The sequence below is a fragment of the Marinobacter nanhaiticus D15-8W genome, from assembly GCF_036511935.1.
GTDB lineage: Bacteria > Pseudomonadota > Gammaproteobacteria > Pseudomonadales > Oleiphilaceae > Marinobacter_A > Marinobacter_A nanhaiticus.
On sequence record NZ_AP028878.1, the window covers coordinates 1,237,898 to 1,253,638 of the forward strand.

Sequence of the window (15,741 nt, forward strand, 5' to 3'; positions counted from 1 at the left end):
CCGCCTTCACGTTCTTTCAGGAATGGTTATGTCCCAGCTCCCACCTTGCCCCCAGTGCAGCTCTGAATTTACTTACGAAGACGGCATCCAGCTTGTCTGTCCCGAATGTGGCCATGAATGGTCGGAAGCCGAGCAGGCCGAAGCAGAGACAGATGCATTGGTTCGCGACGCCAATGGCAATCCGTTGCAGGATGGCGATACGGTTACGGTCATCAAGGACCTTAAGGTGAAGGGCTCAAGCCTGGTTGTCAAAGTGGGTACCAAGGTCAAGAACATTCGCTTGGTGACTGGGGATCACGACATCGATTGCAAGATAGACGGCATCGGCGCCATGAAGCTGAAGTCCGAGTTCGTCAGGAAGGCCTGAGTCACACCCAAGGACCATCCTTCGATTTTTCAAACCCGCGAAGTAAGGCGCCGGAATGACTGACAACCCCATCACGCATGAAGCCCAGAAGCATCCGTTTGACCGGAACACGAGCTTGGAGCCGCTGGAAAATGCGCGGTTTCGGGGAGACTTTCCGCATGCGTATGCCAACATGGTCGGTCCCTACGGCGGTATCACCGCGGCTTTGCTGCTTAAGGCGGTGCTGACGCACCCCGAACGCCAGGGCGAGCCGGTGGCCATGACGGTCAATTTCGCGGCGCCGATGGCGGAGACTGAGTTCGAGATCGTACCGAAAGTCAGCCGCACCAATCGCTCGACCCAACACTGGACCCTCGAATTGGTCCAGGATGGAGCCATTGTCGCTACGGCAACCGTATTTCTGGCGATACGCGGCGATTCATGGTCTGGCGCCGACGTCACCATGCCCCAGGTCCCTCAGCCCAGCGATATTGAGCCATTGGACACCCAGGGCTATATGAGGTGAATGCAGAACTACCATATGCGACTGGTAGAGGGTGGGTTCGATCCCACTGGCAATACGGGCGAGCAGGAGAATGCCTTGACACGGCTTTGGGTGCGCGACAACCCTCCGCGTCCGCTGGACTTCCTCTCACTGGTAGCGATCAGCGACTGTTTCTTCCCCCGGGTCTACATCCGGCGCCAGGAGCGCATGCCCGCAGGTACCGTTTCCATGACCACCTACTTCCATGCCGACAGCGATACGCTGGCCCGTTAGGGGGATAGGGAGATCCTGGCCGAAGCTCGCGGAGGCCGATACTACCGGAGGTACTGCGATCAGGACGCGGAGCTCTGGAGCGCAGATGGCGAGCTCCTGGCGACAACGCACCAGGTACTTTACTTCAAGGGTTAACGCTTGGAAATCAGTCCAGCCCCGGCCGGGGGTGGACGTGAGTATCATTTCAGGTTACTGGGTCAGCGAAATCTCTCCCGGGTCGATCTGCAGCGCCGACAGCTTGTCCAGCAGAGCGGTTATATTGGCTTTCCCCGAACCTTCGTTGGCCAAGCGCAGCCGCTTAACGGCAGCAAAGGCGTCGCCAAGGGTCGCTGTGTATTGGGCTGCGATGGTTTCGTCCATCACAACCGCGTTGCCATTCTCACGGTCGCTAAGGATGTACTTGATGTGGGTGGTAACAGCCATATCGAGGCCAAACATAGGCTGGTCGACCTCGACCATGACCACCTCCAACTGATAGCGGCCGTTGTCCGAGAGCAGGCCCTGGGCTGTGAGGCTTTCCTTGAGTGCGCCGGAGAAGGCGTCGTCATCTATCTCGGACGTCCAGGCCGGATTAGTTTCTTCCCCGCCCGAAACTTTCGTCAATCCCATGTTATCGGCCAGGTGCGTGTCGTATTGCTTCAGCGGCCCGTCATACACCATGTTTTCCATTTTTGCACCGGAAGCGCAGCCGGAGAGATAGGCTAGTGCAGCCAGGATAATTGTGCTCCTTACAGTTAGCACAGCGTGTTCCTTTTTGTTTATGTATGGTTCAAATAGACGTCTTTTTTCAAATATGCGTTTAGGCAAAGACAAGAGTACCGACAGGATATTAATCGACATACTGTAGCCTTGCTAGACATGAGTCTGTGCGAAGCTGTAAAAAGATATGAAAGGTCGTGAACGGAAATCCTCCGGAGAGAGGCGGAATGGACATTCGGCAATTGCAATACCTCATCGCCTTGGACGAGGTCCGCCATTTCGGCGAGGCCGCGAATCGCTGCCATGTGACCCAGCCGGCGTTATCGATGCGGCTGCGGCAATTGGAAGATGAATTGGGACTAACGTTAGTTTCCCGTGGGCACCGGTTTGTAGGCTTTACCGAGGAGGGGGAGCGCATCCTGGCGTGGGCCAGGGCAGTGATGGCGGCACACGATGGGTTGCAGGCTGAGGCCTCGGTGTGTCGCGGGCAACTCGTCGGTACGCTTCGCCTGGGTTTGGTTCCGCTTGCAGGCTTCGAGCCGATGCCGCTGCTGCAAACGTTCGCGCGCGAGCATGCAGATGTCCGCTTCGAACTGAAGTCGCTTAGCAGTGAGCAGATCCTGGCGGGTTTGGACAACAATAAGCTGGATGCAGGATTGGCCTACGTCGAAAGTCGCCACGAGCGAAAATACCAGTTGCTTGAGGTCGCCGAGACGGGGATGGGGGTGTTGTTCAATCGGAGCCGCTGGTCCTTTGCAGGGTCAAGCCTTGACTGGTCCGCGCTGGAAAGCCTGCCGTTGGGTGTGTTGAGCAAGGGCATGCACTTCCGGCAGTCCCTCGACCATGGCTTGCGCAGCGCCGGTATCGAACTTAAGCCGTTGGTGGAAACCGACTCGGTGGAAATCCTCGTTCAGTCCGTCCGTGCCGGTTTGTGCTGCGCCGTTATGCCTTTGGGTGGTGGCCTCGAACAACAGGACGAAAGCCTGGCGTTACTGCCGATTACGAACAGCCACACGTTAGCCCCACTTTGTCTGGCAACCCGCCGTGGCGCACCGGTGTCGGCTCTGGCGGAAGCGTTGCTCCAGTTCTTTCGCTCGCAAAATTCAAGTGAATCACGCCCGACCAATAAGTAGATCTTATCGAAGCATCTTTAATCTTGATTAGACGGTTATGAAGTCGAGCCGTAACCTGTGGGCTATTTATCCAGCAGGTTTGGTTCATGACGCACGAATCGCTTCCGGAAAAGCAGCAGAAGGCCCAATACGAACCCTATAAGGGGCCTGCGGCTGGTTGGGGCGCCCTGAAAAGTGTTGCGGCACATTGGCTCGATAGTAAGCAACCGATCAAGAACATCCGCGCGCTTCTAAAGACCAACCAGCACGGTGGCTTTGACTGTCCGGGGTGTGCGTGGGGCGACGACCCGAAGGGCGGGCGCATCCAGTTCTGCGAGAACGGTGCCAAGGCGGTCAACTGGGAGGCTACCAGGCGCGCGGTGGGGCGTGATTTCTTTGCCACGCACAGTGTCAGCGAATTGCTACAGCGTAGTGATCACTGGCTGGAATACCAGGGGCGACTGATCGAGCCGATGCGTTATGACCGGGCCACTGACCGCTATCGGCCTATTGGCTGGGACGACGCCTTTGCACTGATTGCGGATCATCTTCACCGCTTGGAGAGTCCTGGCCAGGCCGAGTTCTACACCTCGGGCCGTGCCAGCAATGAGGCTGCTTTTCTCTACCAGTTGTTCGTACGCGCCTTCGGTACCAACAACTTCCCCGATTGCTCCAACATGTGCCATGAGGCCAGCGGCGTAGGTTTATCCCAGACCATCGGTACCGGCAAGGGTACGGTGACTTTTGATGATTTTGCCGAAGCCGACGCCATCTTTATCTTCGGTCAGAATCCGGGTACGAACCATCCACGCATGCTGGCCCCCCTGAGCGAGGCCGTCCGCCGTGGCGCCCACGTGGTCTGTTTCAATCCGCTCAAGGAGCGGGGCCTGCAACGCTTCCAGGATCCCCAAGCCATCCACGACATGCTGAGCAACGGGGCCGAGTCGACGAACACCGCCTACTTCCGGCCGGCGCTCGGCGGCGATATGGCTGCGGTGCGGGGTATGGTTAAGTGCTTGATCCAATATGACGAACAGGCACGGATGAAATACGAAGCGCCCGTCCTGGACTGGGCATTTATCGAACGTCATACCCAAGGGCTTGAGGATTACATCGCGCAGGTCAAGGCAACGCCCTGGTCCCAGATCGAAACTCAAAGCGGGCTGACGCGGGTCGATATCGAGGTAGCGGCGGACATCTACCGCAAGTCGAGCAAGGTGATGCTCTGCTGGGCCATGGGAATCACCCAGCATCGTCATTCCGTCGCCACGGTTCAGGAGTTGGTTAACCTGCAACTGCTTCGCGGCAACATCGGCCGACCCGGTGCCGGGCTGTGCCCGGTGCGTGGACATAGTAACGTCCAGGGCGACCGCACCATGGGTATCGACGAAAAAGCGCCGTCCGGGTTGCTCGATGCGCTTGAGAAGGTTTTCGGTATCGCTGCCCCGCGTGGACGAGGGCATAACACGGTGGAGGCCATCGACGCCATGGCCCGCGGTAACGCCAAAGTATTTATAGGACTCGGTGGCAACTTCGCCCAGGCGACGCCGGATTCCGAGCTGACCCATCAGGCACTGACGAATTGTGACCTGACAGTGCAGATTTCCACCAAGCTGAATCGCAGCCATCTGGTGAAGGGCAAGGAGGCGCTGATCCTGCCTTGCCTGGGCCGTACGGACATCGATATGCAGGCGTCTGGCCCCCAGGCGGTGACGGTGGAAGATTCGTTCAGCATGATCCACGCTTCGTACGGTCAACTGCCGCCTGGCTCGAACCAGATGAAGTCCGAACCGGCGATCATCGCGGGTATCGCCAAGGCCGTATTGGGTAACCGGCCCATCGATTGGGATGCGGCGATCGCTGATTACGGTGTAATTCGTGACTATATCGCGCGAACGATTCCGGGCTTCGAAAACTTCAACGAACGGCTCAAGCAGAATGGCGGCTTCTATCTGGGGAATGCGGCCCGGGATCGGCGCTGGAATACCTCGAGCGGCAAAGCCAGTTTCTCGGCCAATCCGTTGCCGGATGACCTGTTGCACGAGCGTATCAAGGCATCAGGTCAACAACCGGATGTGATCCTGCAGACACTGCGTTCGCATGACCAATACAACACCACGATCTATGGCCTGAACGACCGATACCGTGGAGTCAGTGGCCAGCGTCGGGTGTTGTTCATGAATGGTGACGACATCAAGCGCCTGGGCTTTGCAGCGGGGGAATGGGTCGATATCACCTCACTTTGGGAGGATGGCCGACAGCGTCGGGTGGCCGGTTTCAAATTGCTGGCCTACGATGTGCCGGCGGGGCAGGCGGCTGCCTATTACCCGGAGACCAACCCGCTTGTGCCGCTGGAAAGTCGTGGTACGGGCAGTAACACGCCGACCTCGAAGTTTATTGCGATCAAGTTGGCGAAGAGCGAGAGGCAGGACAGGGATCGTGTCCTCTATGCAGGGTAGGGAGTTGCCCGGTTCAGGCAATAAAAAACCGGGGCCGCGGCCCCGGTTTTCATTCCTGAAACCCGTCGGTCATCAAACCCCGACCTGGCCTCCATCGTCTTTCCAGATCACTACCGTGGATGCACGCGGACGCACCGAGCCGGCGGTCTCGACCGTCGCATCTTTCACGGATGGCCAGTTGCCCGGGTGCTGGACGTTGACGAAGATCGCGGTCTTGTCAGCGTTGGCAAAAACACCCGTAATTTCGCAGCCGTTCGGCCCCACCAGGAAGCGTTTCAGGTTGCTTTGGTCGCGACCGTCCACGATGGATGGACTATTGCTCTCGCCAGCTACGGAAGAGGGCACCACGGCCAACATCTGGTCGTTGGTGTAGTCGGTCACGTTACTGTATCCGTTATCGGTCTGGATCCAGAGGATACCTTGCTCACCGTCCCGCTGGTCGTACCACAGGCCGTCCGGGCTGGCGAACTGGTTCATGTCGGTCAGGCCTGACAGGTTGTCGGTATCGGAGGCGGCGGCACCGAAGACAAACACTTCCCATTCGAATTCCGTGGCGCCCGGAGAGGCTTCCAGCCAACGGACGACCTGACCACCATTGTTGCTGGCACGGGGGTTCGGCCCGTTGGTAGGCGCTGTCGAAAAGCCGACGCCCGCCTCTTCTATGGCAGATCCACCGTTGGTGTAGGTAGCAGCGGTATTCTCCTCGGTGCGCTTCGAGTTGTTGGTCAGGGTCATATAGACCATTCCGGATGCCGGATCGACCGAAGCCCATTCCGGGCGGTCCATGGGGGTGCCGCCCATGATATCGGCAGCGTCACAGGTATGGATGATGATACCGGCAAGATCGTCAGCCCCCAGACCCAACTCTGCAGCCAGCGTGCTGCCGCCGGGTGTCTGCGCATCCGGGGTCAACGCAATCCACTCGCCAGTGCCGTTGTCGTTGAACTTGGCGACGTAGAGGGTGCCTTCATCGAGGTAGCTGTTGCCGACGTCGAGGCGATCGTATGAGCTGCCAACCTTGCTTTCATCGGAGGCGCTCCACATCTTCGCCGAGACGAACTTGTAGATGTATTCGTTGCGGGAGTCGTGGCCGGAGTAGAACACAACGGGTTCACCCTCGACCAGTTTGCCCAGCCAGCAGCCTTCATGACGGAAACGGCCCAGGTGCGTGCGTTTGACGGCGGTGCCGGTGTAAGGGTCGATCTCGACTACGTAGCCGAAGGTGCGAGGCTCGTTACGGTAGTCGTCGCTTGGGCCAGTGCCTGTCGGCGTCGCATTGAAACGGCCGAATTCGTCGTTCACTTCCGAACCATCGCCGGCGGCCGTTTCCCAGTAGTAGCGGCCATGTCCTGTCTCAATGCCAAGACGGTCGTCGTCCTTCTCACGGCCAGAATCCTTAATGAAGTAGCCTGGCCAGTTTTCTTCGCAGGTCAGGTAAGTACCCCACGGGGTGTAACCCATCGCGCAGTTGTTGTTCGTACCTCGGGTCATGGTACCTGAAGGCGAGTAGGGGGTTATGACGTAGTCGCTGCCCGCAACGGGTCCTGATAGTCGCATGGGTGTCGAAGAGGTGATGCGGCGGTTGTAGGACGAGTTCTTGACATGACTCCAACTGCCATCCGACTGCTTCTGGATGCGCACCAGGGTAATACCGTGGGCATTGATCTCGGTGCGTACTTCGTCCGCCGGGCGCGGCGCGGCTGTCGGGCCATTTTGCGGCGCCCAAAGTGCTCCCTGGTCAATGTACTCATTGTTCAGGGCCAGGATGAAATCGTTGGAGGCGGTGTCTTCAGATAGCGGGAAGAAGTACATGCCGTCGTGATGCATACCGACGCTATTTTCCTGGATGGTCGGCGTAAAGGCGAGGTTCTCGCTCCATTCCGGGGCGAGATCGTTCAGCGGTGTACCCCAGGGGATCAGAACCTGGGCGCTGTAGCCTGGCGGTACCACGATAGCGTCGGTCTTGGAGCCTGCGATGGATTCGAAGCCGAGGGTAATCGGCGTCGGCTCAGGCGTCGGGTTGCCGCCACCCGTGCCCGTGTCGTTGTCGTCATCATCGTCGCTACAGCCGGCAAGGCTGACGCCGAAACCCGCAAACATCGACAGCGCTGCGACGTTCAGGCTGCCGCGCATCATCGAGCGACGGCTAAGACGGCGCTCCATAACCGAAGTGAACGGCTCGTTGCCGCTTTTGTTGTACAACTCGTGGCTTTCGATTTCTTTACTCATACCGCTACTTCCCTCTCATCATTATTCGTCCAGGCTATAGTCGAGCCCCGCTTTAACGGGATTTAGCCTAAGAGGGAAAAATGACAGCGGGATGACCAAAAAAAGACAGCGCGATGAACGGAAAAAAACAACGTGCCCAGGCCACTAGCTCGGGTGGTAGTTTGGTTGACGTAGGTCATCCTGCGCCGAACCAGGTATGGAGGCTACAAGTTATCGAGTTGCAGATGTTTGATGTGCTCAAGTTCATAGGGACGGAAATGTCGCTTCAACAGCGCCTGTACCTGCGCCCGTTTCTCACTCTTGGGAAGGGCGGCCTCGACGATAAGCCGCTTTTCAACCTGGAACCGGTCGCGGCGTTGGGGCCAGTCAGCAACGCCAATGGAGGCCTCCTGCAATGCTTCGCCCAGCTTTTGTGCTTCGTCCAGTTTTTGCGCCTGAGTTAGGTCCGTGTTGGTTTGAAGCCGGAGCGCCTGGGTCATATAGGCGAACTGGGCATCGGCGGTCCTGAATAACTGGTCCGCCACCTCTTCTCCCATATGCATGGTCTGTAGTTGGCGCAACTCCCGATAAAGCTGTTCGCCGGAGAGCCTGTTGGCCGAGCCTTCTTTCGGCCTATGGGTCGCCATCAATTGCGATTGGGCCGCCAGGTAATTGTAATAGTCGGTGGCTACCTTGGCCGCTTTTTGGCCGGTTTCTCCGGGCAGCCCGGCCTGGATCAGCTCTCGCAGGTTCTGCAGATCCTGCTCCGATAGTGTCTTGGCGCCGTTCAGGAACAGCCGGTCCAGTGCCAGTAGTGTATCGTTGCCTAGGGCTAGGTTGTCGGACTCATCGAGGTTCATGGTCCGTGCGACGGCGTAGACTTCGTCGACGGTGAAGGGAATTTCGTCTGCTTGCCCAGAAGCCGGGCTTTTCGCCGCGGCCTCTTTCGTGTGGATGTGATCGGTGCTGCCGGCGCTCGGCTCTGTTTTAGGAGCGATCGACCCTGTTTTGGACGCGATTGACCCTGTTTCGGAAAAAATCGCCTCGGGGTCTGGCGAACGGGTAACCCTGTCGTTCGTGCGAAACACTTTTTCGTAAGGCCTGGAGAATGGCTCCGAGAGTCCATAGTAAAGCGCGACCACTAACGCTGGCAGGGCAAGGCTGCTGGCGATGAGCCAGCGGGCTCGCCTACGTTTCGAAGTCCTGCGATGGTGTTTCGGGTCTTTCATACCGCGACCTGCCTACCCAGCAACGGTGCAACCAGTTCAAACGCGGACTCATCGATCAGTGGTCGCAGGAACGGGGGTTGGAGGAACATTGCCGAGGGAGTCAGTCCATTGATCGATCGGTAACACCTGGAGAGATGCGCCGAATTTGAAAAGCCCGCGTACATGGCCGCATCGGTCATCGAGTGTCCCAGGGCCATCAGGATCGTGCCGATGAAAACGCGGTAGCGGACCCGGTACTGGGTGATGGGCAGGCCGACCTGCTGCTTGAACAGCTTTTCCAGCCGGGAGCCAGACAGGTGAACGCCCTGTGCCATTTCGTCCAGGCTCCAGGGCGTCCGCAGGGACTCTCGTATTCTCTGGGCCGTTCGTACGATGCGCGGGTCGAAGTCCTGCAGCACGGCGTTGCGAAGGGAGCGGGGCAGCAGCAGGTTACGCAGTCGCTGGCGTGCTGCCGGGGCTGAAACATCAGGGGCGTTGCGGATTCGTAGCGCTTCCCGAATGAGGGCATCTTCGTCCGGGTGCTCGTAGAAAACGCCGGGGGTAGCTTCACGCATGAGGCTGCCCAGTACGGCGTAGTCCTGCGAGAGGGGGGGCAGGAAGAAGATGGCGACCACCGCCTGTCGCGTATCCAGGACTGTATGGTCGAGCCACACACCGGAGGGCGTCAGGCAGCTTCGGGTCTGGATGGGTTGGCTATTCCGTCCCCGCACGGTAAACGTGCCGTTGAGGCACAGGGTCAGCCGCTCCTGCGTTGTGCGATGAGGTTGCTGCCGGGCATAGCCGGTGCCCAGGAAAACCACCTCGCGATTCCAGAGACAAAGTTTGGGTGTCCGGAGGCATATCGGTGCACGGTTTTTATTGTCGGTCATGCTCAACCCCGTCATGGCGGCCGGAACCATCAATACCAGGTCCACAACCTGAAACAGCCGGGCCTGGTTGGCCCGGCAATAGGATCATCATACTCCTCGAAGTCGGTCTCCCTGAGCTTGGGAGCGTACCGAGCCGCCCTTAGTAGGGGCAGGTCCCACGATACTCCGAAATCCGGTATTGGGACTCGTGGTTGGGGCCGCACAGGAACTGCCCATAGCGCGCGTCCTGGTCGATGTGCAGCTTCATCCAGGACACGCCGTACTTACTCAGAACGGCATCGTTGGCGTTGTCACCATTGGCGCAGAAGTGATTGCCATTGTTGATCTCGAAGAACGCCTTGTCAGTGCTGGCCGGAATATCGTAGTAGAACGGCGACGCATGGACACCGACCGGTGCGACTGTGTCGTTCTCGCACGCGAAGATCAGGGTGGGTGTCTCGATGTCGTCGAAATCATTGAAGCTAGAGTTCCACGGCGCCAGTGGAATTGCCGCGCTCAGGCGATCGCCGGACGCCAGTTGAAGTGTGCCGCCGCCGCCCATGGACCAGCCCACGGCACCAAGACGGTCGCCGTCGACCATCCCGCTGATCGCACTGAACGACGAATCGCTGCGGTCGACCAGGTAATCGAGTGCGGCGTCGATCTGGTCACGCCGGGACCCCGGCTGGTCGTAGATAGTGTTGGTATCGATGGTCATCACCACAAAGCCGTGGGACGCCAAACGCTCGCCCCACCATTCGATGGAGGACTCGTAAGACAGGTAACCGGGGATAACGACAATGCCGCCCATTTGCCCGGTGGTATTGGTCGGGTAGTGGATGGTGCCGCCGCCAAAGCCAAGGGCCAACGATGAGACGTTTATGGTGTCGACGTTATAAGGGCCTTCGGCCTCGACGTAGGCCTCGGTAGGGTCAGGACCGCGGGTCTCGGCGACCGCGGTGTTAACTGTCAGGCCGCCTGCGCATAACAGCGCGGCGGAGGTCAGGGTGAGCGGTAGTTTTTGCAGTTTGTTCATTGATAAGGGCATGGTCGATCGCTCGCAGTCGTGTTGAATTTGTTGTCACTGGATAACAATCATCCATGCAGACCCTAGTTCATGTCCGACGGTATGGCTTTCACGATTTGGCACTCATCTGTGCAAAACATCACACCAGGTGCCGCAATGCAGCTAGATGGGATATTGGTGTCACGTCGGAGCACCATGTTGGATGCGTAGAGTTAACGCGTTCTTCGATGTGGAACACGGCCGGCGAGGTGGTTATCCCAAGGCAGGTGTCATTGGGGGGAGCGAGTGGGAAGAGCGCAGTGCGGGGGCGGTCCCATTGAGGATTGAAGGAAGCCCGGCTTGAGGCAAGCCGGGCGGGGTGACCTGGCGCTTAGTTGGGCCAGAGGTCCCACATTTCCTTGGGATGCATTTCCTTGATCTTCTTCACCTCGCCGGCATCAATATGCCGGACGATGACCCTGAGTACCGCTTTCAGGGTTTCCTCTGCATCAACGCCTGGTTGTTGATTGGTGTTGATCTTGTCATCGATGGCCTGGAGATACTCGTCCCGGTCGCGCCATGTCTGCGGGCTATCCGCCGGGTGCCACCCTTCAAAGAATACGCCCCGGGCGATGATCGGCAGCTGGGCTGCGAAGTGGGCGGCCTCATCGGTGGTGATACGGTCGCGAATCGTCTGGAGTACGGCGCGTAGACGGCTCCAGGCTTCGTCCTGGCCAATGCCGCCCAGCTCTTCTGACGTATCCTTGAGCCAGTTATTAATGACTGCCACGTTGCGTTCTACAGTGTCGATACTCCCTTGCATGTCTGTCTCCTTGGGATGTTGCGTTACGTGGATTGTCGACTACTGCTCAGCGTCTGCGACTGCATCTGCAGGCTGTCTTTCTACTGTTCCGGTGATGGTGTCAGACTGGATTTCCCCCGGACTTTAACCTGCGTTAACAATGAACAAGCGGAAATAAACTGCCTTATACGGTGGTAGCTGCCTTGGCATTAGCGGAAACCCGAAATTCCCGGTTTTCTGCGCTTCCTACTTATTGTCGAAAACCGGCCTGAAGCCCTACAGTTGCGCGTCCTGATGATGTACGTAGTTGAGTGGAGTCGTTGTATGGCGGGCGAGCGCAAAAAAGAAGTTGAAGCTGGAGTTGATGTGGGCGAGGTCCTGGCAGCCGTGATTCCCATCGTGTTTGCGGTGGGCGGCATCCTGGTGGCGTTGGGCGCAGTCTGAACATCAACGGCCAGGCGTCGGTAGAGCTCCGGCGCCTGGGCCGGTATCATGGCTTTGGATCACTTTGCCCTTACACTTTCTTTTCCTTCTCCGATTCCTTTCCTGACTTACCGAATTCCTTCTTGGCGCATCGACGGCGTCGATCCCTATCGCCTCTTTTCCCCTGTCGTGGTATATCAGCGACTCGATCAAACTATTCTCGGATGCGGAACCAGTAGCAATGCCACGAGCCAGTGAAATAAAGAAAAATTCAGCGGTCGAATACGAAGGCCGGGTCTACTTCGTCAAGGATATCGAGCGGTCGGTGCCCCAGGGCCGTGCCGGCGGAAGCCTCTATCGCATGCGCCTGTACGATGTGGTGACCAACCAGAAGCTCGATGAAACCTTCAAGGATTCAGACATGCTGAACCTGGCGGACCTGAGCCGCAGGCCGGTGAGTTTCTCCTATGCCGACGGTGATGAGTATGTCTTCATGGACAATGAGGACTACTCCCAGTACAGCCTCAACCGGGAGGCCATCGCCGAGGAGCTTTTGTTCATCAATGAAGACACCCAGGGCGTGATGGCGGTGCTGGTCGGTGAAGCGCCGGTTGCGCTGGACCTGCCGCCAACGGTCGATCTCGAAATCGTTGAGACCGATCCGTCCATCAAGGGCGGCTCCGCTACGGCCCGCACCAAGCCGGCCCGCCTTTCCACCGGACTCACGGTGCAAGTGCCGGAGCATATCTCCACGGGCGACCGGATCAAGATCAACGTCGAAGAGCGCCGCTTCCTCGGGCGCGCCTAACATCCGGAGACCCCGCGTTCTGATTCGAAGCTGAGCCAGTCCCATCACTTTTTGGGCGGCTCAGCCCATTCAGGTGTGGAGCTTGGAACGGCAGAAGCGTCATCGCGACCCGCCCCCAAACGGAGGCTAATGTACGGGTACACCGCCGATGCAGTAGTACTTGGTCTCCAGATATTCCTTCAAACCCACGTGTCCGCCTTCGCGGCCGAGTCCCGACTGCTTCACGCCACCAAACGGTACGTGGGGCCCCGTGATATCCATGGTGTTGATGCCCACCATGCCGTAGTCGAGCCGGCGCAGGAACTTGCGGATGCGGGCGTCGTTGTTGGTGAAGATATAGGCGGCCAGACCGTACTCCGTATCGTTGGCCGCCTTGATCACGCTGTCGTCGTCATCGAAGACGCAGATCGATGCAACTGGGGCAAAGACTTCTTCCCTGAATAGCCGCATCTCCGGCGTAATCCATTCCACCAGGGTAGGCATGAAGAAGTTGGCGCCCGGCGCGTCGTCCTGGCTACGGCCGGTCACTTTAGCGCCCTTGCCCTGCGCATCGTCGACCATCGCCTGGGCTTTCTCCACGGCGCCAGCATGGATGAGCGGGCCAATATCGGTCTTCTCCTCGGCGCCGTTGCCCACGATTAGCGCGTTCATGCGCTCGCTGAATCCCTTGATGAACTCATCGTAGATGCGGCGGTGGACGAAAATCCGGTTTGCCGCAAGGCAATCCTGGCCGCTGGTCTGGAATTTGGCGGCGAGAGCGCCGTCAACGGCCTGTTCCAGATCCACATCGTCGCAGACGATCAGTGGGGCGTTACCGCCCAGCTCCATCGAGACATGCTTGACCGTGTCCGCAGAGTTCTTCAAAAGCTGCTGGCCGACGTGAGTGGAGCCGGTAAACGAAAGGGCCCGCACCCTTGGCTCGGCGCAGAGCTGGCTCGCGATGGATTTGGAATCGCCGGTAACCACATTGAATTCGCCGTTGGTCAGTCCGGCTTCTTCCGCCAGTACCGCCAGGGCCAGGGCCGAGAACGGTGTTTCCATCGCGGGTTTGATAATGACGCTGCAACCGGCCGCCAGGGCGGCAGCCGCCTTACGGGTAATCATTGCCAGCGGGAAATTCCACGGCGTAATAATGGCGGCAATACCAATAGGCTCTTCAACGGTGCCGAGCGCACTGTCCGGATTCTCCGATGGAATCCGTGCACCGAGTGACCGCCGGCCCTCCTCGGCGAACCAGCGCAGGAAGCTGGCGGCATAAGTCACCTCGCCACGGGCGTCGGCAATGGGTTTGCCCTGTTCCCGGGTCATCAGCCGGGCCAGCGCCTCGTGATTGTCGTGCATCGCCCGGTACCAGGCCATCAGCCGGTCGGCACGCTCGACCGCAGCGGTTTGCGACCACTGCTCGAACGCCCCCTGGGCGCTGTCGATGGCATCGCCGATGGCATCCGATTCCAGCATCGGTACCTTACCGACGATCTCCAGCGTCGCAGGATCTTCGACGGTCTTCATGTCGCCTTCGCGGGAGCGTATCCAGCGCCCTCCGATATAGGCCTGTTCACGGAAAAGGGCCGGTTCGATGAATGCGTCTGGCATGACGTCCTCCCTGTCCTGTTAGAAGCTCGCAATGACTTGTGTACTGCCATTGGATGATTAGATTCAACCTAACAGGGCTATATCGGTACTTTGGGTTACGATCCGGACAGGTCTTTACGTAGAGCAAGCGTATTGCCAGCAGTTCCACATCGCGAAACTCACTTCAATCGCCCGTGGCTTGAAGTATTGCTGCATCAAACGGATACCGGTTGTGACCGGGCTTATAATCGGGATTCGCACATGAGCGAACCCAGCATCGAGTGGACTCTTGGTGTCCGGCAGACCAAACTGCGTTCCGGGAGGTATAAAGGCCATTGCCTCCCGCTTCAAGCAATCGATACAGGAGTCGGCATGCTTCGCGAAGTGGGGTTTGGCGGAATGCTGTTCAGTCCCTTGGTGGTGCTGGTGCCACTTGCGTTCGCGCTTGTGCTGTTGACCCGTCTGGTCCTCCATCAACTGGACGTGCAGGGTTTGATATGGAAGCACGCGTGGTTCGAGGTGAGCCTGTTCGTCTGCTACCTGGCCGTTGTCGTCTATCTGTTCGGGAGCTAGTACACAGTCATGCAAAAGGTATTGCGCGTTGGACTGACGTTGGTGGTGGTCGCCCTTGCCATCGCTGCAGGCACCTGGGTCTGGAACCATTATCTGCATTCGCCCTGGACGCGGGACGGACGGGTCCGGGCGGATGTGGTGACGATTGCGCCGGATGTATCCGGTTGGGTGACCGAGCTTTCGGTAAGCAACAACCAATCGGTGGAAAAAGGCGACCTGCTATTCGTCATCGACGACACGCGCTATCGTGCCGAGGTCGCCGAGGCGCAGGCCGAGGTGGAGGAAAAACGCATCGCCTGGGAACTGGCGCGGCACCAGTACGAACGCCGCCAGCAGCTGACCGGGCGTCAGGCCATCAGTGAAGAGGACCTGGAAACCTACCGCATCAACACCGAATCCGCCAAGGCCAGCTACGCCCTGGCACAAGCCCGCCTGCGCATGGCCCAGATCGACCTGGAGCGAACCCGCGTAGACGCACCCGCCGATGGCTCGCTGATCAATCTGAGCCTGCGTGAGGGCAACTACGTCGACCAGGGCAAGCCGGTTCTGTCGCTGGTCAAGCGAGGGTCTTTCTACGTGACCGGTTACTTCGAGGAGACCAAGCTGCAGCTCGTGCGTGTCGGGCAGCCCGCGCATATCCAGCTCATGGGCGCTGACCAGACCCTGACCGGCGAGGTGACCAGCATCGCCCAGGGCATCGCCGATACCAATACCACCAGCAACGACCAATTACTGCCCGAGGTACAGCAAACCTTCAACTGGGTGCGGCTGGCCCAGCGTATTCCGGTGGATATTGCACTGGACCCGGTGCCGGAGGGCGTAAAGCTGAGCGCCGGGATGACCGTCTCCATCGATCTTGAGACCCAATAGGTCCACGG

15 protein-coding genes and 1 pseudogene are annotated in these 15,741 nt (G+C 58.8%); 9 read left to right on the top strand and 7 right to left on the bottom strand.

Annotated elements, in window-relative coordinates; all coding sequences use genetic code 11:
- Nucleotides 1–28: 28 nt before the first annotated feature.
- The 3 genes and pseudogenes from RE428_RS05645 to RE428_RS05655 all read left to right on the top strand — a co-directional run bounded on the left by RE428_RS05645 (nt 29) and on the right by RE428_RS05655 (nt 1,259).
- On the top strand, nt 29–367 hold the full coding sequence (locus tag RE428_RS05645) for a zinc ribbon domain-containing protein YjdM (protein ID WP_004581005.1): 339 nt from the start codon (nt 29–31) through the stop codon (nt 365–367).
- Nucleotides 368–422: 55 nt separating this feature from the next.
- Nucleotides 423–872, top strand: coding sequence for an acyl-CoA thioesterase domain-containing protein (locus RE428_RS05650; protein ID WP_004581006.1), 450 nt, complete (start codon nt 423–425; stop codon nt 870–872).
- A gap of 15 nt (nt 873–887) precedes the next feature.
- Nucleotides 888–1,259: pseudogene (locus tag RE428_RS05655) on the top strand (acyl-CoA thioesterase).
- A 54-nt stretch (nt 1,260–1,313) separates the two neighbouring features.
- On the opposite strand, the gene RE428_RS05660 reads toward RE428_RS05655, so the two are convergent.
- Nucleotides 1,314–1,964: a hypothetical protein gene (locus tag RE428_RS05660; RefSeq protein WP_227500212.1), complete on the bottom strand. Its 651-nt coding sequence runs from the start codon at nt 1,962–1,964 to the stop codon at nt 1,314–1,316.
- An 86-nt stretch (nt 1,965–2,050) separates the two neighbouring features.
- On the opposite strand from RE428_RS05660, the gene RE428_RS05665 reads away from it, so the two are divergent.
- Nucleotides 2,051–2,956 (top strand): LysR family transcriptional regulator, encoded by a 906-nt coding sequence (locus tag RE428_RS05665; protein ID WP_004581009.1) that lies wholly within the window; start codon nt 2,051–2,053, stop codon nt 2,954–2,956.
- A gap of 86 nt (nt 2,957–3,042) precedes the next feature.
- A complete protein-coding gene (locus RE428_RS05670; RefSeq protein WP_004581010.1) occupies nt 3,043–5,394 on the top strand; it encodes an FdhF/YdeP family oxidoreductase in 2,352 nt (783 codons plus the stop codon).
- A 72-nt stretch (nt 5,395–5,466) separates the two neighbouring features.
- Here RE428_RS05670 and RE428_RS05675 read toward each other — a convergent pair whose 3' ends face one another.
- The 5 genes from RE428_RS05675 to RE428_RS05695 all read right to left on the bottom strand — a co-directional run bounded on the left by RE428_RS05675 (nt 5,467) and on the right by RE428_RS05695 (nt 11,508).
- Entirely contained in the window at nt 5,467–7,623 is a 2,157-nt protein-coding gene (locus RE428_RS05675; protein ID WP_004581011.1) for a PhoX family protein, read from the bottom strand.
- Nucleotides 7,624–7,826: 203 nt separating this feature from the next.
- Complete coding sequence (locus RE428_RS05680) at nt 7,827–8,831, bottom strand: hypothetical protein (RefSeq protein ID WP_154660748.1); 1,005 nt, start codon at nt 8,829–8,831, stop codon at nt 7,827–7,829.
- The gene (locus RE428_RS05685; RefSeq protein WP_169334063.1) at nt 8,828–9,700 is read right to left on the bottom strand and encodes a helix-turn-helix domain-containing protein; all 873 of its coding nucleotides are present in this window, start codon (nt 9,698–9,700) and stop codon (nt 8,828–8,830) included. Before RE428_RS05685 ends, RE428_RS05680 begins: the two co-directional genes overlap by 4 nt.
- Before the next feature lie 139 nt (nt 9,701–9,839).
- Complete coding sequence (locus RE428_RS05690) at nt 9,840–10,727, bottom strand: alpha/beta hydrolase family protein (protein ID WP_085988667.1); 888 nt, start codon at nt 10,725–10,727, stop codon at nt 9,840–9,842.
- A 349-nt stretch (nt 10,728–11,076) separates the two neighbouring features.
- Nucleotides 11,077–11,508, bottom strand: a complete 432-nt coding sequence (locus RE428_RS05695) for a DUF2267 domain-containing protein (RefSeq protein WP_004581015.1) — start codon at nt 11,506–11,508, stop codon at nt 11,077–11,079.
- A gap of 273 nt (nt 11,509–11,781) precedes the next feature.
- On the opposite strand from RE428_RS05695, the gene RE428_RS05700 reads away from it, so the two are divergent.
- Nucleotides 11,782–11,931 carry a hypothetical protein gene (locus RE428_RS05700; RefSeq protein WP_154660749.1) on the top strand — a complete coding sequence of 50 codons (150 nt, stop codon included), beginning with the start codon at nt 11,782–11,784 and terminating at the stop codon, nt 11,929–11,931.
- Between the two features lie 220 nt (nt 11,932–12,151).
- Nucleotides 12,152–12,718, top strand: a complete 567-nt coding sequence (efpL, locus tag RE428_RS05705) for an elongation factor P-like protein EfpL (protein WP_004581016.1) — start codon at nt 12,152–12,154, stop codon at nt 12,716–12,718.
- 126 nt (nt 12,719–12,844) lie between these two features.
- Here the strand turns inward: efpL and RE428_RS05710 are convergent, their stop codons facing one another.
- Nucleotides 12,845–14,311, bottom strand: a complete 1,467-nt coding sequence (locus tag RE428_RS05710; RefSeq protein ID WP_004581017.1) for an NAD-dependent succinate-semialdehyde dehydrogenase — start codon at nt 14,309–14,311, stop codon at nt 12,845–12,847.
- A gap of 351 nt (nt 14,312–14,662) precedes the next feature.
- Here RE428_RS05710 and RE428_RS05715 point away from each other — a divergent pair, with 351 nt between their 5' ends.
- Nucleotides 14,663–14,863 carry a DUF1656 domain-containing protein gene (locus RE428_RS05715; RefSeq protein WP_004581018.1) on the top strand — a complete coding sequence of 67 codons (201 nt, stop codon included), beginning with the start codon at nt 14,663–14,665 and terminating at the stop codon, nt 14,861–14,863.
- A 9-nt stretch (nt 14,864–14,872) separates the two neighbouring features.
- Complete coding sequence (locus tag RE428_RS05720) at nt 14,873–15,733, top strand: efflux RND transporter periplasmic adaptor subunit (RefSeq protein ID WP_004581019.1); 861 nt, start codon at nt 14,873–14,875, stop codon at nt 15,731–15,733.
- Nucleotides 15,734–15,741 lie beyond the last annotated feature (8 nt).